The organism is Mycobacterium sp. 663a-19 (assembly GCF_035616495.1).
GTDB lineage: Bacteria > Actinomycetota > Actinomycetes > Mycobacteriales > Mycobacteriaceae > Mycobacterium.
Genome location: NZ_JAPJAV010000008.1, coordinates 101,140 through 119,969, shown reverse-complemented (window position 1 = coordinate 119,969; position 18,830 = coordinate 101,140). Strand labels below are relative to the sequence as shown.

Below are 18,830 nucleotides of genomic sequence, written 5' to 3'. Positions count from 1 at the left end.
CTGTGACGGCTGACCCGCTGGCCCCGCTGCTGGAGCTGCCCGGCGTCGCCGAGGCGAGCGACCGGGCCCGCGAGGCGCTGGGCCGGGCCCACCGGCACCGGGCGAACCTGCGGCGCTGGCCGGTGACGGCCGCCGAGGCGGCGTTGCGCGCGGCGCGCGCCTCGTCGGTGCTCGACGGCGGGCCCGTGCGGCTGGAGGATTTGGCCGCGCCGGAAAACCCGGCGGCCGGCGACCCGGTGTTCGCCGGGGCGCTGCGGGTGGCCCAGGCGCTGGAGGGTGGCGGGGGCGCGCTGGTCGGCGTCTGGCAGCGGGCGCCGCTGCAGGCGCTGGCCCGGCTGCACATGCTGGCCGCCGCCGACCTGGTCGACGACGATCGGTTGGGCCGCCCGCGGGCCGACGGCGAGGTCGGACCGCGGCTGGAATTGCTCGCGGACCTGGTGACCAGTCGCACCCGGGCGCCGGCGCCGGTGGTTGCCGCGGTCGCACACGGGGAGTTGCTGACGCTGAAGCCTTTTGGGAGCGCGGACGGCGTGGTGGCGCGTGCGGTGTCGCGGCTGGTGACCATCGCCAGCGGGCTGGATCCGCACGGGCTCGGTGTGCCCGAGGTGAGCTGGATGCGCCACCCCGCCGACTATCGCGAAGCCGCGCGCGGATTCGCCGGCGGCACGCCGGACGGGGTGGGCGCCTGGTTGGTGCTGTGTTGCCGGGCGCTGCGGGCGGGCGCGCAGGAGGCGTTGTCGATCGCCGAATCGCTGCCGGACCGCTAGCGCACGGGTCGGTAGCCAGCGGGACCCGGAACGGCACCGAAAATTCGTTCGGAAAAATGTAGAGCGGGCGGCGTCCCGAAAAATTCGGTCCACCGCCCGCTAGCACGGAACTCGGTTACCAAGCGTGCATCTCTGGGCTGCGTGGGTTGGCCTCGGCGATCTTGCGACGCTTCCGGCTGCAGCCCCACCCAAAGGGCCGTCGAAACCGTCCACTTTTCGCAATTACGCAGGCCCGCAACACTTCTGCCATTATCGCGGCTATGACTCCGCGTGGGTGCCGGGTACCGTGCTGGGCGCCCGGATCGGGAGATCGAACCTTCTCTTCCGGCTCGACCTAGGCCTCACCGGGCTTCCGTGTTTCCATTTGTACTACTGGAGCCTTAGCACAGCAAGGCCCAATTCTGTGAACGTTGCGAAGCGGTCGCGGATTGCGTGGTCAATTAGTTTGCTGGCGGACCGCCGACGTGCATCGCGGCCCGGCCGGCCCGGGGCTAGAAGGCGAAACGGCGCAACAACGAGTAGGTAACTGCGCCGGCCGCCAGCGCACTGATACCCACCGCGGCGGTGGTTGCGATCGCGGCGCCCGACGGCGCCGGGATCCGGTCCCGCAGGGACACCGGCCGGGAAAACGCCAGCACCGGCCAGCCGCGCTCGGCGGCTTCTCGCCGCAGCGCGCGGTCGGGGTTGACCACGCTCGGGTGACCGACGACCTCGAGCATCGGCAGGTCGGTGATGGAGTCGGAGTAGGCGTAGCAGTGTTCCAGCGGGTAGCCCTCGCGGGCCGCCAGCTCGCGGATCGCCTGCACCTTGCCCTCGCCGTAGCAGTAGAACGCCACCTCGCCGGTGTACCTGCCGTCCTCGACGACCATGCGGGTCGCCATCGCGTGGGTGGCGCCCAGCGCCCGGGCGATCGGCGCCACGATTTCTTCGCCGGACGCCGAGACCACCACCACGTCGCGACCGCACAGCTTGTGGGCGGCGATCAGGTCCGCGGCCTCCGCGAACACCAGGGGGGTCACGATGTCGTGCAGCGTTTCGTTGACGATCGACTTGACCTGTGCCACGTCCCAGCCGGTGCACATATTGGTCATGTGGGCGCGCATCCGGTCCATCTGGTCATGATCGGCACCGGAGAGCAGAAAGATGAACTGGGCGTAGCTGGACTTGAGCACGGCGCGACGGTTGAGCAGACCCTGGGCGAAGAACGGTTTGCTGAACGCCAAGGTGCTGGACTTGGCGATGATCGTCTTGTCGAGGTCGAAGAAGGCCGCCGTGCGTGCGTGCGGAGGGATCGTTGCCCCCGTTTGCGAAGGAGTTTGCTGGTGCGCGGCCGGGCCGAAGACGGTCACCGACCTAGCATATGTCGGGGCTCCGACGGGCTGCGTGCTCGCACCCGAATCGCCGCCCGGCAGCGGTGTGGCGGGCGGGACCGCCGGTGTTTTTGCGGCTCACGGTGTTTTTTTCGGTGAAACAAGCTATTGCGCTGATTAGTACTGTCATGTGTATAGTAAGCAGTACTCGGCCTGAGCCGAGGGTGTATCAGCCCGACCCCCCGGGGCTGATACACGACGACCCTCGCCTCCTCCCCCCCTGGCGGGGGTCGTCCCTTTTCTGGGGCAAGTTTCGGTGGTCTCGCGGCGCTCGGCGCGCCGTTGTGCGCGTTGCGGGGATCGCGCGATCCGTAAGCTGAGCGCGCCGCGGACGACGCCTTTGTGCACACTCGCGTCTCTCTCCACAAATCCGTGTTTGGCACTGGTGTGCCAAGGTCACGGCCCCGCAGGGTGGATGGGTGACTACGAATTCCCGCGTTGCGACGCCGGGTCCCGCGGGCGTGCTGGCGGCGCTGGAGGACGCTCAGCTGCGCGACGAACTCGACCGGGTGGCCGCCGCCGTCGGTGTTCGGGTGGTCCATGTCGGCGCTTCCGCCGTGAGCAGGAAAACGTGGTCGGCGGCCGCGGCCGTGGTGCTCGACGCGGCGGCGGCCGACCGGTGCCGGAAGGCGGCGCTACCGCGGCGCGCTCACGTCAGCGTGTTGACCGCCGGCGAACCCACGCCGGCGACGTGGACGGCGGCCATCTCCGTCGGCGCCCAGCACGTGCTGAGGGTGCCCGGGCAGGAAGACGAATTGATCCGCGAGCTCGCCGAGGCCGCCGAATCGGCGCGCGACGACGGTCCGCGCGGCGACGTCGTGGCCGTCATCGGCGGCTGCGGCGGCGCTGGAGCGTCTTTGCTGGCCGTCGCCCTGGCGCGGGTCGCGGGCGACGCGCTGTTGGTCGACCTCGACCCGTGGGGCGGCGGCATCGATTTGCTGGTGGGCGGCGAGACGACGCCGGGGCTGCGGTGGCCGGATCTGGCGCTGCAGGGTGGACGGCTCAACTGGCCGGCGGTGCGCGACGCCCTGCCGCGGCATCGGGGGATCAGCATCCTGTCCGGGACCCGGCGCGCCTGCGAGCTGACCGCCGCGCCGGTGGACGCCGTCGTCGACGCCGGTCGCCGCGGGGGTGTCACCGTGGTCTGCGACCTTCCCCGCCGCCTCACCGACGCCGCCCACGCCGCGCTCGACGCCGCCGACCTCGTCGTCGTGGTCAGCCCCTGTGATGTGCGGGCCTGCGCGGCGACCGCGGCGATGGCGCCGGTGCTGGCCGGCATCAATCCCAACGTCGGGTTGGTCGTGCGGGGGCCGTCGCCGGGCGGATTGCGGGCGGCCGAGGTGGCCGACATCGCCGCCCTGCCGCTGCTGGCGGCCGTGCGGGCGCAGCCCCAACTCGCCGAGCAGGTGGAGCGCGGTGGGCTGCGCCTGGGGCGGCGATCCGCGCTGGCGGCCGCCGCGGGCCGGGTGCTCGAGGTGTTGCCCCGCGCGGGCTCGGGCCGGCAGGGCAGGGCGGCGTGAGCGGCTCGCTGATCGAGCGGGTGCGCGAACGGCTGGCGGCCGAGTCTGCCCCGCTGCGGCCCAACGTGGTGGCCGCCGCGATACGGGCCGAGTCGAACGGGGTGCTTGGCGACACCGAGGTCCTCGCCAATCTGCGCGTGCTGCAGACCGAGCTGACCGGTGTCGGCATCCTCGAGCCGCTGCTGTGCGCGGACGGCACGACCGACGTCTTGGTCACTGCGCCCGACGCGGTCTGGGTCGACGACGGAAACGGTCTGCGGCGCAGCGAGATTCGGTTTGCCGACGAGGCGGCGGTGCGGCGGCTGGCGCAGCGGCTGGCGCTGGCAGCGGGACGCCGCCTCGACGACGCGCAGCCCTGGGTGGACGGGCAGCTGACCGGCATCGGCGCCGGCGGGTTCGCGGTGCGGCTGCATGCGGTGCTGCCGCCGGTGGCCGCCGGGGGCACCTGCTTGTCGCTGCGGGTATTGCGCCCGGCCACACAGGATTTGGCGGCGCTGGCCGCGGCGGGCGCGATCGCGCCCCGGGCCGCCGCGCTGGTGGCCGACATCATCGCCGCCAGGCTGGCGTTCCTGGTGTGCGGGGGAACGGGCGCGGGAAAGACGACCCTCCTGGCGGCGATGCTGAGCGCCGTGGCGCCCACCGAGCGGATCGTGTGCGTCGAGGACGCCGCCGAGCTGGCGCCCCGCCATCCGCACCTGGTGAAGCTGGTCGCGCGGTGCGCCAACGTCGAAGGGGTGGGCGAGGTTCCGGTGCGCCAACTCGTCCGGCAGGCGCTGCGGATGCGGCCCGACCGCATCGTGGTAGGCGAAGTCAGGGGCGCCGAGGTGGTGGACCTGCTGGCCGCGCTGAACACCGGCCACGACGGCGGCGCGGGCACCGTACACGCCAACAACCCGGGCGAGGTTCCCGCCCGGCTGGAGGCGCTGGGCGCGCTCGGCGGCCTGGACCGGGCCGCGCTGCACAGCCAGCTCGCCGCGGCGGTCCAGGTGCTGCTGCACGTCGCGCGGGATCGTGCCGGCCGGCGCCGGCTCGCCGAGATCGCCACGCTGCGCCACTGCGACGGCCGGGTCCACGCGGTCACGGTGTGGCACGCGGACCGGGGAATGACCGACGACGCCGAGGATCTGCACCGCATGCTGCGCGACCGGATGCCGGAATGACGCGCCGGCGACGATGCAGAGCGAAGCGATGAGGAGGAGCGGCGCGAATGACGCGCCGGCGACGATGCAGAGCGAAGCGATGAGGAGGAGCGGCGCGAATGACGCGCCGGCGACGATGCAGAGCGAAGCGATGAGGAGGAGCGGCGCGAATGAATAGCCCGATGGCGGCCGCGCTGCCGATGTCGCTGGCGCTCTTGGTGTTTCCGGCATCGCCGCGGTGCCGGCTCGGCCCCGCGGCGCCACCCCGCCACCGGGTCAGGGTCGCCACGGGTGGGGCCGGCATCGCGACCGCGTGCGCCGGCGCCGTCGCCGCCGCCGTCCTGCTGCCGCCCACGACGGTCCTGGCCATCGCGGTGGCCGGCGCGACCGCGACCGTGCGCTACCGCCGCCACCGCCGCACGCGGCGGGCAATGGACGAGGGCCGCACGATCGAGGCCGCCCTCGACGTGCTGGTCGGCGAGCTGCGGGTCGGCTCCCATCCGGTGCATGCGTTTTGCGTGGCCGCCGACGAGACCTGCGGCGCCGTCGCCGATTCGCTGCGCGCGGTGGCGGCGCGGGCCAGGCTGGGCGCCGACGTCGCGGCGGGCCTGCGCGCGGCGGCGCGATCGTCGGCCCTGCCCACCCACTGGGACCGGCTCGCGGTGTGCTGGCAACTGGCCGCCGACCACGGGCTGGCGATAGCCACCCTGATGCGGACGGCGCAGCGCGATATCGCCGAGCGGCAACGGTTCTCGGCGCGGGTGGCATCGGGCCTGGCCGGGGCGCGGGCCACCGCCGCCATCCTGGCGGGACTGCCGCTGCTGGGCGTGCTGCTCGGCCAGCTGATCGGGGCGCGCCCGCTCGACTTCCTGCTGGGCGGGCGGACGGGCGGATGGCTGCTGGTGGTCGGGGTGACGGCGGCCTGCGTCGGGCTGCTGTGGTCGGACCGGATCATCGGCCGGGTCGCGGCGTGAGCGCCGCGGCGGTGCTGCTCGCCCTGGCGCTGTGCATCGGCCCGGGCCCGTCGGTGGTGCGGGCGCGGGCCGGGACGCGGGCGCGCGCACATCGCGCGCGCCCGGGCCCGCAGCGCGGGCCGGACCCGCTGGCCGTCGCGTCCAGCCTCGACGTGCTGGCCGCCTGCCTCGCGGCGGGCATGGCGGTGTCGACCGCCGCGGCGGCCACCGCCGCATCCGCCCCGCCGAAACTGGCCCGCGTGTTGCGCCGGGCCGCCGACCTGCTGGTGCTGGGCGCCGATCCCCTTGTGGCGTGGTCGATCCCGCCGGGCGTGCCGGCCGGCGAGGTCGACGCGCAGGCCGATGCGCTGCTGCGGCTGGCGCGCCGTTCCGCGTCCTCCGGCGCCGCCCTGGCCGACGGCGTCGAAGACCTGGCCGATCAGTGTCGGCAGGACGCCGGGCACGCGGCCACCGCCGCCGCCGAGCGGGCCGGGGTGCTGATCGCGGGACCGCTCGGCCTGTGCTTCCTGCCGGCGTTCGTGTGCCTCGGCATCGTCCCGGTGGTGGCCGGGCTGGCCGCTGACGTCTTGCAATCGGGCCTGCTGTGAAACGGGTAACGCAGAAGAGAGGATGCATTGGTGGTCAACATGTTTCGCGTGCTGGCGGCGCGCATGGCGGTCCTGGCGACCGACGAGTCGGGCATGTCGACGGTGGAGTACGCCATCGGGACGATCGCGGCGGCCGCGTTCGGTGCGATCCTGTACACCGTCGTCACCGGCGATTCCATCGTGTCGGCGCTGACCAAGATCATCGGCCGGGCGCTCAGCACCAAGGTCTAGCCGGGTGTGCCGGTGCGAGCACCGTCGAGGCGGCCTTGGCGATCGCCTCGCTGGTCGCGGTGCTGGTGTTGTGCCTGGCGGGCGTCTCCGCCGTTTCGATGCAGGTGCGCTGTGTCGACGCGGCCCGCGAGGCGGCGCGGCTGGCCGCGCGCGGTGACGACCGCACGGCGGTCGACACCGCCCGGCGCATCGCGCCGGCCGCCTCGCGGGTCCAGGTGCGGCGAGAGGGCGATTTCCTGGTCGCCACGGTCGTCGCTCACTCGAAGCTGCTGCCCGGCCTGGACATCGCCGCACAGGCCGTCGCGGTGGCCGAGCCGCGGTGACGACCGCGGCTCGGCCACCATCCTCGCGGCCGCGATGGTCGCGGTGCTGCTGTGTGTCGCGGGCCCCGGCGCATACGTCGGCGCGGCGGTGGTGGCCCGCCACCGCGCGCAGGCGGCGGCCGATCTCGCGGCGCTGGCCGCCGCGGCGCGGATGCCGTCCGGGGTCTCGGCCGCCTGCGCGCGTGCGACGGCGGTGGCCCGCGAAATGCGGGTCGACGGTGTGCAATGCGAGGCCGACGACCTCGACGTCGTCGTCACCGTGCAGGTGATGGCCATCGCCGGCACGGCGCGGGCGGCCGCGCGGGCCGGGCCGGTCTCGGACGGTTAGGCCTCGGGCAGCCCGGCGGCGGCGAGTTCCTCGTCGGAGGGCAGCCGCAGTGAAACCAGGCCGGCGAAGGTATCGGGCTCGAGCTCCACCCGGTTGACGGTGACGTGCACCGGCACCCAGTCGACGTCCTGACCCCGCATCCGCAGCACGCGGCTGGTCGGGCCCGCGGCGATTTCCTTGGTCATGGCGGACATCACGGGTTGATCGTCGGGATGAACCTTGGGTCTGTCCGCGTTCTCGCCCCGCCAGTCGTAGAAGGTGCAGGGCTCGTCGAGCCACTTCAGCAGCGTCCAGTTGTGCGGGTCGACGAGCGCGCGGTGCACCCCGGCCTGCGCCAGCCCGTTGAGGATCCGCTGCGCCAGATCACTCATGGACATCACCGGGCCGTTGAGTTCGGCGCGCCAGTTCATCGACCGCGCGACCAGATGCTCGCGACCGCCCGAACCCGGCTCCAGGGCGGTGCGCACCACGAAACCTATCCGAATGGGATCGCCCCGCCAATCGGTGAGATCCCATGTGCTGCACAGCGTCTGACCCGGCTGCGCCCGCACCGCCATGGCAAGCACCTTGGTTTCGTTGGGGTTGAGTTCCCGCGACGGAAGGTCTTCGGCGAAGGCCCTGCCTAAGGTGACCTCGACGTCGGGGTTCTTGCCGCTGTTGGCCAACGACTCCCTGGTGTCGGTCGCCACGCCGAGGGTCAGGTCCCACTTCAGCGGACCCGGGGTCGGCCGCTCGGGCGGCTCGATGTCGGCGGGACCGGTCCACACGTGCACACCGTGGACGCGGCCATCGGACATCAGCACCGGTTCCGTGCGGATGATCCGATCGGCCTTGGGGGTGATGCTGGTGAGGCTCTGACCGGTCTGCACCGACTCCGTTATCGCCGTTCGAACCGCGGCGAGGGCGGGGCTGCGACGCAGGAACGTCGTGATCGGGACGAGGTTTTTGAGTTGCCGCCCCTGTGCCACCACGGCGGGTTCGTCCCCCAGCGTCTCCACGAGCAACCAGTCGTGGGCCATGCGCCCAAGTTTACGGCGGTGCGCAGGGTCCGGCGGGGGCCGAGCCGCGGGACGGCGGTTTGCAAATCCGACCGCGGCCTTGGTAGCTTCACCTGCGCTCGCCCAGTCGGGATTGGGCGAAAACGATGTCCAGGCATGCGCTGCGCTGTGTAATGGCGGTAGGCATTTCTTCAGCAAGAAGGAAATGTGCCCTCGGCGCGGCCGTCAGGAGCCATCCGTGGAGGTCGACCGTTTTGAGGGGTCGGTCGCCCGTCCGCGGATCGCCCAGCGTGCCGCTCAGGCCAATTCCGCCAGCACTAGGCGCAGCACCTGGACGGCACCCGCCTTGTCAAGCGGGTCGTTGCCGTTGCCGCACTTGGGGGACTGCACGCATGACGGGCATCCCGCCGCGCACTCACACGCCTCGATCGCGGCGGCCGTAGCGCCCAGCCACGTCCGGGCCCGGCGGAAGCCGCGTTCGGCGAATCCCGCCCCGCCCGGGTATCCGTCATAGACGAACACGCTGGGCAGGCCGAACGGATCGGGGCCGACCGCCGTCGACATGCCGCCGATGTCGCCGCGGTCGCAGCTGGCCACCAGGGGCAGCAGCCCAATGGCCGCGTGCTCGGCCGCGTGCAACGATCCGGGAATCCGCGGCGCGTCGATGCCGTTGCGATCCAACGCATCCGGCGTGACGGTGTACATCGCTGCGACGGTCTCCAGCGTGTGCTCCGGCATGTCCAGCTCGACGAAGTCGATGACCTCCCCGGAAAGCCGGCGGCGCAGGTAACCCACGACCCGGTGGGTGACCCTAACCGGCGCCAAACCCAAAGCGACGGAACCGAAGTCGAGCCGCTCACCGCCGCCGGTGACGACGATGTCGGTGAGTTCGCGCGCGAACGTCGCATAGCCGGGGTCCTCGGCGTGCACGAACGCGATGCCGTCCTCGGTGTCCAGCGAGTCGACGACGTAGGTGTCGCCCTGATGCAGGTATACCGCGCCCGGGTGCACCGAGGCCGGCGCCTGGCCCACCCCGACGCTGCCCAGCAGCCGCCCCGTGTCGGCCTCCACGATCACGATCTGCCCACCGGCGGAGCCCCGGATGTCCACCGCGCCATGGGGTTCCAGCCCGGGTGCGGGGAAGTACTTGCCGTTGCGCCGCCGCAGCAGCCCGTCGTCTACCAGGCCCTCGGCCACCTCCGTGGCGCCGAAACTGGAGACCTCGGCGTCGTCGAGCGGCAGTTCGGTTGCAGCACAAAGGAGTTGGGGGCCGAGAATGTAGGGGTTGGCGGGATCGATCACCACGCGTTCGACCGGCTTGTCCAGCAGCGCGGCCGGGTTGTGGACCAGGTAGGTGTCCAGCGGGTCGTCGCGGGCGATCAACACCACCAGCGCACCCTGACCGCGCCGGCCCGAGCGGCCGGCCTGCTGCCAGAACGAGGCCACCGTCCCGGGAAAACCGGCGAGCACAACCGCGTCCAGCCCGGCGATGTCGACGCCCAGCTCCAGCGCGTTGGTGGTGGCCAGGCCCCGCAGCCGGCCCTCGGCCAGGGCGCGCTCCAGCGCGTTGCGGTCCTCGGCGAGGTAACCGGCCCGATAGGACGCCACGGTGGGGGACAGATCCGGGGCGATGTCGTCCAGTCTGGCCCTGGCGCCCAGCGCCGTCAGCTCCGCGGCGCGGCGCGACCGAACGAACGTCAGGGTCTGCGCGCCCTCGGCGATCAGGTCGGCCATCACACGGGCGGCCTCGGCCCCGGCGGAGCGGCGCACCGGCGCGCCGTTCTCTCCGGTCAGGTCGGCGCGCAGCGCGGGTTCCCACAGCGCCACCGTGCGCGCCCCCTGGGGCGAGCCGTCGTCGGTCACCTCCTCGACGGGACGGCCGATGAGCTCGGCGGCCGTCGCCCCCGGCGAGTCCGTCGTCGCGCTGGCGAAGATCACCGTGGGCGCCGACGAGTAGCGCTCGCACAGCCGCAGCAGCCGGCGCAGCACCATGGCCACGTTCGAGCCGAAAACCCCGCGGTAATAGTGACATTCGTCGACGACGACGAAGCGAAGGCCGCGCAGCAGGACGGCCCAGCGGGCGTGGTTGCGCAATATCGACAGGTGGATCATGTCGGGGTTGGAGAACAGCCACCGGGACCGCTCGCGGGCGAAGCGGCGCACCTCGGCGGGGCTGTCGCCGTCGTAGGCGGTGGGGGCAACGTCATGCAGCCGCGGGATGGCCGCGGTCAGGGCGTGCGCGGCGCGCAACTGGTCGTGGCCCAGCGCCTTGGTCGGCGACAGGTACAGCACCCTGGCCCGCGGGTCGGTCGCCAGCGTGTTGAGGACGGGAAGCTGATAGGCCAGCGACTTGCCCGACGCCGTGCCGGTGCTGACCACCACGTGACGCCCGGCGTGGGCCAGTTCCGCGGCGCGCACCTGGTGTGACCAGGGAGAACCGACGCTGCGCTCGGCGAACGCGCGCACCACGTCGGGCTCGGCCCACTCCGGCCAGTCGCGCGCCTTTCCGCCCCGCGCGGGCAGCTCCGCGACGTGGCGCAGCGGGCGCTCGCCCGCCGCGGTGCCGGCCAGCGCCGCGGCCAGCAGCTCGGCGCCGAAACTCGCCACGTCATGCCCTCCGAGGATCGCTACGCGACACAAGTCTGTCGCCGACGCGACGAACATGGTTGACTGATTGCGGTCGCAGCTTCTGTGCTTGTGTCAAACTTTCGCAGGATCGACGTTGCGGCCGCGGTTCCTGCGAGGTTAATCGCTCGGGTGAAGTTCCGGCGACTGAGCTAGGTATGGCGGTCGTTACCAGGCCCGGGGCACCGAAGGGCGGTGCACCGCACCCAGAAGAAAAGGAAAGATCGAGAGATGCCACAGGGAACTGTGAAGTGGTTCAACGCGGAAAAGGGCTTCGGGTTCATTGCGCCCGAAGATGGTTCCGCAGATGTTTTTGTCCACTACACGGAGATCCAGGGAACGGGCTTCCGCACCCTTGAAGAAAACCAGAAGGTCGAGTTCGAGATCGGCCACAGCCCTAAGGGCCCCCAGGCCACCGGAGTCCGCTCGGTATAGATCGGTATAGATAAGAGAGCAGATTCTCCACGGAACCCCCCGTAAGTCCCGCTTAGCGGGCCACGCGGGGGGTTTTCGTTGTCCACCCGGCCGCCGGCCACAAGCCCGGCGCACCGTCAACCTCAACCCGCGGACCGGCGACCTGGCCTACTGTCGTTGGCGTGAGCCAGCTTTCCTTCTTCACAGCGGAGTCGGTGCCGCCCGCGGTCGCCGATCTCTCCGGGGTGCTGGCAGCCTCCGGCCAGATCGTGATGGTCGGCGCCCCCTCCCACGGCGGCGTGCAGGGCGCCCGGCTTTCGGTGGTGGTGGATCGGCTCTGGCGCGCCACGGCGCTGGCCGAGATGATCCGGGAGGCGGGCCTGATCCCCGAGATCGGCCGCACCGACGAGGACACCCCGCTGGTGCGCACGGCCGTCAACCCCTCGTTGACGTCCATGGCCGCCGAGTGGACGCGGGGCGCGGTCAAGACGGTGCCGCCACGCTGGCTGCCCGGACCGCGCGAGCTGCGGGCATGGACCCTGGCGGCCGGCTCGCCGGAGGGCGACCACTACCTGCTCGGCCTCGATCCGCACGCTCCGGACACGCATTCGCCGCTCGCGTCGGCGCTGATGCGCGTCGGGATCGCGCCGACCCTGATCGGCACCCGCCGCGGCCGGCCCGCGCTGCGGATCAGCGGCCGCCGCCGGCTGTCGCGGCTGGTAGAAAACGTGGGGGAACCCCCCGACGACGCCGAGGCGTTGTCGCAGTGGCCCCGGGTTTAGCCGTTTGATTCGGCCCGCCTATCGGGGAGTCGGTTTGCATCGGCGCACCCAAGGGTGCGAAATTGTCAGGTGCCCGAAGGCCAAGGAACGCTGGCGTATCTGAATTTCCCCGGAATTTCGGAAGCTCGCCTGTCATTCTTCCTGCAGGGCGGTCTCGAGTGAGGCCGGGACAAGAGATGGAGCGTAAGCGGAGTTGGCTGAGGCAGAAGACCACGGCACCAGCGGCAATGGCAGCCGCCGGCGACTCGTCATCGTCGAGTCGCCGACCAAGGCGCGCAAGCTGGCCGGCTACCTGGGCTCCAGGTACATCGTCGAATCCTCCCGCGGCCACATCCGCGACCTGCCCCGGGCCGCCGCCGACGTCCCCGCCAAGTACAAGTCCGAGCCGTGGGCGCGGCTCGGGGTCAACGTCGACGCCGACTTCGAACCGCTCTACATCATCAGCCCGGAGAAGAAGAGCACCGTCTCCGAGTTGAAGGGCCTGCTCAAGGACGTCGACGAGCTCTATCTGGCCACGGATGGCGACCGCGAGGGCGAGGCCATCGCCTGGCACCTGCTGGAAACCCTCAAGCCCCGCATCCCGGTCAAGCGGATGGTGTTCCACGAGATCACCGAGCCGGCCATCCTGGAGGCCGCCGAAAACCCCCGCGACCTGGACACCGACCTGGTCGACGCGCAGGAGACCCGCCGCATCCTGGACCGGCTGTACGGCTACGAGGTCAGCCCCGTGCTGTGGAAGAAGGTCGCGCCCAAGCTGTCGGCGGGCCGGGTCCAGTCGGTGGCCACCCGCATCATCGTCCAGCGCGAGCGCGACCGGATGGCGTTCCGCAGCGCTGCGTACTGGGACGTCATCGCCAAGCTGGACGCCAGCGTGTCCGACCCGCAGGCCCAGCCGCCCACCTTCATCGCCCGGCTGACGAGCGTCGACGGCGAGCGCGTGGCCACCGGCCGCGACTTCGACTCGCTGGGCCAGCTGCGCAAGGCCGACGAGGTCACCGTGCTCGACGAGGCAGCGGCGACCGCGCTGGCCGCCGGGCTGCGGGGCGGGCAGCTCACGGTGGCGTCGGTCGAGGAAAAGCCCTACACGCGGCGCCCGTATCCGCCGTTCATGACGTCGACGCTGCAGCAGGAGGCGGGCCGCAAGTTGCGGTTCTCCGCGGAGCGCACGATGAGCATCGCCCAGCGGCTCTACGAAAACGGCTACATCACTTATATGCGCACCGACTCGACGACGCTGTCGGAGTCGGCGATCAACGCGGCGCGCACCCAGGCCCGCCAGCTCTACGGCGAGGAGTACGTCTCCCCGTCGCCGCGCCAGTACACCCGCAAGGTGAAGAACGCGCAGGAGGCGCACGAGGGGATCCGGCCCGCCGGGGAGACGTTCGCCACCCCCGACGCGGTGCGCCGCGAGCTCAACGGCGACGACTTCCGGCTCTACGAGCTGATCTGGCAGCGCACGGTGGCCTCGCAGATGGCCGACGCGCGCGGCACCACGCTGAGCCTGCGCATCGCGGGCCGCTCCGAGGAACGGGACGTCACCTTCTCCGCGACCGGGCGCACCATCACCTTCGCCGGCTTCCTCAAGGCCTACGTGGAAACCGTGGACGAGCTGGCCGGCGGCGAGGCCGACGACGCCGAGCGGCGGCTGCCGCACCTCACCGAGGGGCAGCGGCTGGACGCCCTGGAGCTGACCCCCGACGGCCACGCCACCAACCCGCCGGCGCGCTACACCGAGGCGTCGCTGGTCAAGGCGCTCGAGGAGCTGGGCATCGGCCGCCCGTCGACGTACTCGTCGATCATCAAGACCATCCAGGACCGCGGCTATGTGCACAAGAAGGGCAGCGCCCTGGTGCCGTCGTGGGTGGCGTTCGCCGTCACCGGCCTGCTGGAGCAACACTTCGGCCGGCTCGTCGACTACGGCTTCACCGCGGCGATGGAGGACGAGCTCGACGAGATCGCCAACGGCAACGAGCAGCGCACCACCTGGCTGAACCACTTCTACTTCGGCGGCGACCACGGCGTGCCGGAGTCGATAGCCCGCTCCGGTGGCCTCAAGAAGCTCGTCGGCGTCAACCTGGAAGGCATCGACGCTCGAGAAGTCAACTCCATCAAGCTGTTCGACGACGCGCAGGGCCGCCCGGTCTACGTCCGGGTCGGAAAGAACGGGCCGTACCTGGAGCGCACGATAACCGGCGACGACGGCGAGCCCACTCCGCAGCGGGCCAACCTGAGCGACTCGTTGACGCCCGACGAGCTGACGCTGGAGGTCGCCGAGGAGCTGTTCGCCACCCCGCAGGAGGGGCGCGTGCTGGGGGTGGACCCGGAAACCGGCCACGAGATCGTCGCCAAGGACGGCCGCTACGGGCCGTACGTGACCGAGATCCTGCCGCAGCCGGAGCCCGCCGCCGACGCGAACGGCGAGGCGCCGAAGAAGGGCAAGAAGGCCGCCGGGCCCAAACCCCGGACGGGTTCGCTGCTGCGCAGCATGGACCTGCAGACGGTCACGCTGGAGGACGCGCTGAAGCTGCTGTCGCTGCCCCGCGTCGTCGGCGTGGATCCCGCGTCGGGCGAGGAGATCACCGCGCAGAACGGGCGCTATGGCCCGTACCTGAAGCGCGGCAGCGATTCCCGGTCGCTGACGAGCGAGGAGCAGCTGTTCAGCATCACGCTGGACGAGGCGCTGAAGATCTACTCCGAGCCGAAACGCTCCGGGCGGCAAAGCGCTTCGGCGCCGCCGCTGCGCGAGCTGGGGACCGACCCCGCGTCGGGCAAGCCAATGGTGGTCAAGGACGGCCGATTCGGGCCCTACGTCACCGACGGCGAGACCAACGCCAGCCTGCGCAAGGGCGACGACGTCATGTCGATCACCGACGAGCGCGCGGCCGAGCTGCTGGCCGACCGGCGGGCCCGGGGCCCGGCCAAGCGGCCCGCCAGAAAAACGTCGCGGGCACGAAAGTCGCCGGGCCGCAAGGCCGCCCGGCGCAGCTAGCCCGGCGCAGCTAGCCCGGCGGCTCACATGATTTCGCTGGACACCTCTTCGGCCGCGCGCTGGGGGGTCTCCTCCGCCGGCGCGGCCAGCTGCTGCGGCCGGGCCAGCTGAGTCGGCGCGGCGCGGCCGCGCAGCTCGACGACCTCGCCGACGTCCCAGCACAGGGCCTCGGCGTCCAGGGCGCCGCTGACCGCGATCGCCGACGCCAGCACGTGCCCGGCCTCGAGCTTGGCCAGCTCGGTGAGCCGGGCGGCCTCGTTGACCGGGTCGCCGATCACCGTGTACTCGAAACGGGCCTGCGCGCCGATGTGGCCGGCGATCGCGCGGCCGGCCGACACCCCGATGCCGAACTCCGCGGAACCGATCACCGGGAGGAGTTCGTCGTGCAGCTCGCGGGCGGCCGCTAGCGCGCCGCCGGACGCGTCGGGGTGCTCGATCGGCGCGCCGAAGATCGCCAGCGCGGCGTCGCCCTGGAACTTGTTGACGAACCCGCCGTGCCGACCGACGGTGTCCACCACCACCCGGAAGAACTCGTTGAGCAGGTGGACCACCTCGGCGGGCGGGCGCGTCGCGGCCAGCTGGGTGGAGCCGACCAGGTCCACGAACAGCACCGCGACGTCGCGCTCCTGCCCGCCCAGCTCGGTGCCGCGCTCCAGGGCGCGGCGGGCCACGTCCTCGCCGACGTAGCGGCCGAACAGGTCGCGCAGCCGCTGCCGCTCGGACAGGTCGCGCACCATGTCGTTGAAACCGGCCTGCAGCAGGCCCAATTCGCTGGCGTCGTAGATCTGCATGTGCGCGTTGTAGTTGCCGCGCTGCACCTCGCTCAGCGCCCAGCGGAGCTGGCGCAGCGGGTCGGCGATCGACATCGCCACCAGCAGGGTGCTGACCAGGCCGACGCCCAGTGCCGCCAGCGCCAGCAACAGGATCGGGTTGAACAGGCTCTCCGGCGCGGCGTGCAGCAGCGAGACCTTGTCGGCCACCACGGCGAGCACGATCGCCAGCAGCGGCACCGCGGTGGACAGCATCCACGTCAGGATCTGCCGCAGGATGACGCCGGGGGCCTTGACGTTCTCCGGCACCCCGCTGCGCAGGGCGGCGACGGCCACCGGCCGCAGCACCCGCTCGGACTGCAGGTAGCCGATGATCGCGGTCGCCGCCGCCCCCAGCGCGGTCGCGACGGCCACCACGGGCGCGGCGTAGCGGGCCACCGACCAGCTGGCGACGATGAACACCACGCTGCCGATGCACCAATAAACGATCGTGCTCAGCGTGCGGTAGTAGGGCATGCGCAGCGCACGGCTGCGGGCCAGCTCGGTGGCGGCCGGATCGGCCTCGGCGAGCATGTTGTCGCGGCGCTGCCAGCGGAAGACCGGCATCAGCAGCCGCAGGTTGACCACAACACCGACGAGGAACAACACCACCAATGTGCTCGCGAAGATCGCCAGGTTGACCGGCGGCAGGTCCTGCAGTTGAACGCGATCCTGCGGCGGCAGGCCATACCGCAGGAAGCCCAACACGAACAGCGACCCGATGATGTCGGCCTGCAACATGCTCAACGCGAACAGCGGCCACGGGGTGCGCACCACCCACCGGACGAACGCGCTGATCCGCCCGGGCAGTGCTGCCGCGGTTGCCACGAAACCACCGTATCGGTCGGCACGGACTTGTTGGAAACCTAAAAGCCGCCCGGCAAGTCGGCCGGTCCTGGCCAAACGCCGCGAAAGATAACGGAATTGTCGCGGTATGGTCGCCGATCGGTCTCCGTCGGCCGGTGTCGTTACTGTTGCCAGTGATGTCCGGGGTATTTACGCGCCTGGTGGGCCAGGAAGCGGTGGAGGCCGCGCTGCTCGCCGCCGCCCGGGCCGCGCGCGGTGAGCTGGACCACAGCCGCTCCGACGACGGGACTATGACACACGCGTGGCTGATCACCGGGCCACCGGGTTCGGGGCGGTCGGTCGCGGCGCTGTGTTTCGCGGCGGCGCTGCAGTGCACGTCCGATGGTGAGCCGGGTTGCGGCGCCTGCCGGGCCTGCACGACGACGATGGCCGGCACCCACGCCGACGTGCGGCGGGTGATCCCCGAGGGCCTGTCCATCGGCGTGGACGAGATGCGCGCCATCGTGCAGATCGCGTCGCGCCGCCCCACCACCGGCCACCGGCAGATCGTCATCATCGAGGACGCCGACCGGCTGACCGAGGGCGCGGCGAACGCGCTGCTGAAGGTTGTCGAGGAACCGCCGCCGTCGACGGTGTTCCTGCTGTGCGCGCCGTCGGTGGATCCCGAGGACATCGCGGTCACGCTGCGGTCCCGGTGCCGGCACGTCGCGCTGGTGACCCCGTCGACCGAGGCGATCGCGCGGGTGCTGGTCGACAGCGACGGCCTCGACCCCGACACGGCGAACTGGGCGGCGGCGGTCAGCGGCGGCCACGTGGGGCGGGCGCGGCGGCTGGCCACCGATCCCGAGGCCCGGCAGCGACGGGAGCGGGCACTCGGCCTGGTGCGCGACGCCGTGAACCCGTCGCGGGCCTACGAGGCCGCCGAGGAGCTGGTGGCCGCGGCCGAAACCGAGGCCGTCGTGCTGACCGCCGATCGCGCCGAGGCCGAGACCGAGGAGCTGCGGACCGCGTTGGGGGCCGGCGGCTCGGGCAAGGGCACCGCGTCGACGATGCGCGGCGCCACCGGGGCGCTCAAGGATCTCGAGCGGCGGCAGAAGTCGCGGCAGACCCGGGCGTCCCGCGATGCGCTGGACCGGGCGCTGATCGACCTGGCGACCTATTTCCGCGACGCGTTGGTGGTCTCGGCCCTGCGGGGACAGGCCGGCGCCGTGCCGGCCAACCATCCCGACATGGCCGAGCGGGTGGCCGCGCTGGCCGCCCACGCCGCGCCCGAGCGGCTGCTGCGTTGCATCGAGGCCGTGCTGGAATGCCGTGAGGCGCTGGCGGTCAACGTCAAACCCAAGTTCGCCGTCGACGCCATGGTCGCGACCATCGGCCAGGAGCTGCGCGATTGATTTCTCGCGAGTTGGGTGCGCCCGCCCGCCTGCCGTAGACTCGTGCCGCCCGTCGGGGCACGCCACCTTAGCTCAGTCGGTAGAGCGGCTCACTCGTAATGAGCAGGTCAACGGTTCGATTCCGTTAGGTGGCTCCGATTACGAGAGCGGAAGCTCGCCTTGATGGCTGGGGCAGTAAACGTCCACCGACGCGGTGACGAATCTGACCGCGGTCCTTCTAGCGCGCGCGGCCAAAGCGCGTAAGGACGGATTGTCGTCATACGCCTTGTTCATCACATCTGTCACCACGGCGTCGGCCGGGGTGCCGCTGTCGAGCTGGCCACAAATTTCATGGGCGTGGTAGACGAGCCCCGGCACGTTGTCGATGGCGGGAATCTGCAGTTGTTGCAGCCTCGCCAGGAACTGGTCCTGCTGAGTGTCGGCGCCTGCCCCACCAGCGCAAACAATTGCGGCCGTCAGCGCCGCCGAGCCGCCGAGCAGAGCGGCTGCGAGGCGGATGCTCCCGGTGCGCACGGCAGGATTTCCATTTCTTTTAACAGTGGCGGCGTCTGGCGCCTGCAATGATGGAGATCGTAACTGCTTGTGGGCGTGCATCACCACTGGACTTTCGGGCCGCGGCGCGACGGGCATGCACGTATGCGGTGATCACCGCCCTGATAAGCGCCGCTGCGTGGGCTCATGGCGCGGCGAACGATTTGCGGCCGCTACCAACGACATTCAATGTGACCGGGCCTGCCCCGGTGGGGGAGATTACGCCTGATCCACAGATCCCG

Annotated in this window: 17 protein-coding genes and 1 tRNA gene; 13 read left to right on the top strand and 5 right to left on the bottom strand. The window is 71.5% G+C overall.

Annotated features, from left to right (window positions below; genetic code table 11):
- Positions 1-2 precede the first annotated feature (2 nt).
- Positions 3-767 (top strand): oxidoreductase, encoded by a 765-nt coding sequence (locus OQ968_RS15805; protein ID WP_324679467.1) that lies wholly within the window; start codon positions 3-5, stop codon positions 765-767.
- Positions 768-1,258: 491 nt separating this feature from the next.
- Here the strand turns inward: OQ968_RS15805 and OQ968_RS15800 are convergent, their stop codons facing one another.
- The gene (locus OQ968_RS15800) at positions 1,259-2,116 is read right to left on the bottom strand and encodes an HAD-IB family hydrolase (RefSeq protein ID WP_420715926.1); all 858 of its coding nucleotides are present in this window, start codon (positions 2,114-2,116) and stop codon (positions 1,259-1,261) included.
- Positions 2,117-2,610: 494 nt separating this feature from the next.
- Between OQ968_RS15800 and ssd the strand changes: the two genes are divergently transcribed.
- From ssd to OQ968_RS15765, 7 genes are all read left to right on the top strand, one after another.
- Positions 2,611-3,657 (top strand): septum site-determining protein Ssd, encoded by a 1,047-nt coding sequence (gene ssd / locus OQ968_RS15795; RefSeq protein WP_324679767.1) that lies wholly within the window; start codon positions 2,611-2,613, stop codon positions 3,655-3,657.
- Complete coding sequence (locus tag OQ968_RS15790) at positions 3,654-4,817, top strand: TadA family conjugal transfer-associated ATPase (protein ID WP_324679465.1); 1,164 nt, start codon at positions 3,654-3,656, stop codon at positions 4,815-4,817. The genes ssd and OQ968_RS15790 overlap by 4 nt, the downstream gene beginning before the upstream one ends.
- A 149-nt stretch (positions 4,818-4,966) precedes the next feature.
- Positions 4,967-5,770 (top strand): type II secretion system F family protein, encoded by an 804-nt coding sequence (locus tag OQ968_RS15785; protein WP_324679463.1) that lies wholly within the window; start codon positions 4,967-4,969, stop codon positions 5,768-5,770.
- Positions 5,767-6,357 carry a type II secretion system F family protein gene (locus OQ968_RS15780; RefSeq protein WP_324679461.1) on the top strand — a complete coding sequence of 197 codons (591 nt, stop codon included), beginning with the start codon at positions 5,767-5,769 and terminating at the stop codon, positions 6,355-6,357. Before OQ968_RS15785 ends, OQ968_RS15780 begins: the two co-directional genes overlap by 4 nt.
- Before the next feature lie 39 nt (positions 6,358-6,396).
- Positions 6,397-6,588, top strand: coding sequence for a DUF4244 domain-containing protein (locus OQ968_RS15775; protein WP_324679765.1), 192 nt, complete (start codon positions 6,397-6,399; stop codon positions 6,586-6,588).
- 35 nt (positions 6,589-6,623) lie between these two features.
- The gene (locus tag OQ968_RS15770) at positions 6,624-6,911 is read left to right on the top strand and encodes a TadE family type IV pilus minor pilin (protein ID WP_324679459.1); all 288 of its coding nucleotides are present in this window, start codon (positions 6,624-6,626) and stop codon (positions 6,909-6,911) included.
- A 34-nt stretch (positions 6,912-6,945) separates the two neighbouring features.
- Complete coding sequence (locus OQ968_RS15765; protein WP_324679457.1) at positions 6,946-7,239, top strand: Rv3654c family TadE-like protein; 294 nt, start codon at positions 6,946-6,948, stop codon at positions 7,237-7,239.
- Here the strand turns inward: OQ968_RS15765 and OQ968_RS15760 are convergent.
- Complete coding sequence (locus OQ968_RS15760; protein ID WP_324679455.1) at positions 7,236-8,258, bottom strand: PAS domain-containing protein; 1,023 nt, start codon at positions 8,256-8,258, stop codon at positions 7,236-7,238. The two genes, OQ968_RS15765 and OQ968_RS15760, sit on opposite strands and share 4 nt — an antisense overlap.
- Positions 8,259-8,534: 276 nt before the next feature.
- On the bottom strand, positions 8,535-10,844 hold the full coding sequence (locus tag OQ968_RS15755) for a DEAD/DEAH box helicase (protein ID WP_324679453.1): 2,310 nt from the start codon (positions 10,842-10,844) through the stop codon (positions 8,535-8,537).
- Between the two features lie 249 nt (positions 10,845-11,093).
- Between OQ968_RS15755 and cspA the strand changes: the two genes are divergently transcribed.
- The 3 genes from cspA to topA all read left to right on the top strand — a co-directional run bounded on the left by cspA (position 11,094) and on the right by topA (position 15,047).
- The gene (cspA, locus tag OQ968_RS15750; RefSeq protein WP_036363014.1) at positions 11,094-11,297 is read left to right on the top strand and encodes a cold shock protein CspA; all 204 of its coding nucleotides are present in this window, start codon (positions 11,094-11,096) and stop codon (positions 11,295-11,297) included.
- A gap of 161 nt (positions 11,298-11,458) precedes the next feature.
- Positions 11,459-12,058 carry a hypothetical protein gene (locus OQ968_RS15745; protein ID WP_324679451.1) on the top strand — a complete coding sequence of 200 codons (600 nt, stop codon included), beginning with the start codon at positions 11,459-11,461 and terminating at the stop codon, positions 12,056-12,058.
- A 193-nt stretch (positions 12,059-12,251) separates the two neighbouring features.
- Positions 12,252-15,047: a type I DNA topoisomerase gene (gene topA, locus OQ968_RS15740; protein WP_324679449.1), complete on the top strand. Its 2,796-nt coding sequence runs from the start codon at positions 12,252-12,254 to the stop codon at positions 15,045-15,047.
- 23 nt (positions 15,048-15,070) lie between these two features.
- Here the strand turns inward: topA and OQ968_RS15735 are convergent, their stop codons facing one another.
- Positions 15,071-16,759, bottom strand: coding sequence for an adenylate/guanylate cyclase domain-containing protein (locus OQ968_RS15735; protein ID WP_324679447.1), 1,689 nt, complete (start codon positions 16,757-16,759; stop codon positions 15,071-15,073).
- 80 nt (positions 16,760-16,839) lie between these two features.
- On the opposite strand from OQ968_RS15735, the gene OQ968_RS15730 reads away from it, so the two are divergent.
- Both OQ968_RS15730 and OQ968_RS15725 read left to right on the top strand, forming a co-directional pair.
- Entirely contained in the window at positions 16,840-18,057 is a 1,218-nt protein-coding gene (locus OQ968_RS15730) for a DNA polymerase III subunit delta' (RefSeq protein WP_324679445.1), read from the top strand.
- Between the two features lie 61 nt (positions 18,058-18,118).
- A tRNA-Thr gene (locus OQ968_RS15725) sits at positions 18,119-18,191 on the top strand.
- 4 nt (positions 18,192-18,195) lie between these two features.
- On the opposite strand, the gene OQ968_RS15720 is transcribed toward OQ968_RS15725, so the two are convergent.
- Positions 18,196-18,651: a DUF732 domain-containing protein gene (locus OQ968_RS15720; protein WP_324679761.1), complete on the bottom strand. Its 456-nt coding sequence runs from the start codon at positions 18,649-18,651 to the stop codon at positions 18,196-18,198.
- Positions 18,652-18,830 lie beyond the last annotated feature (179 nt).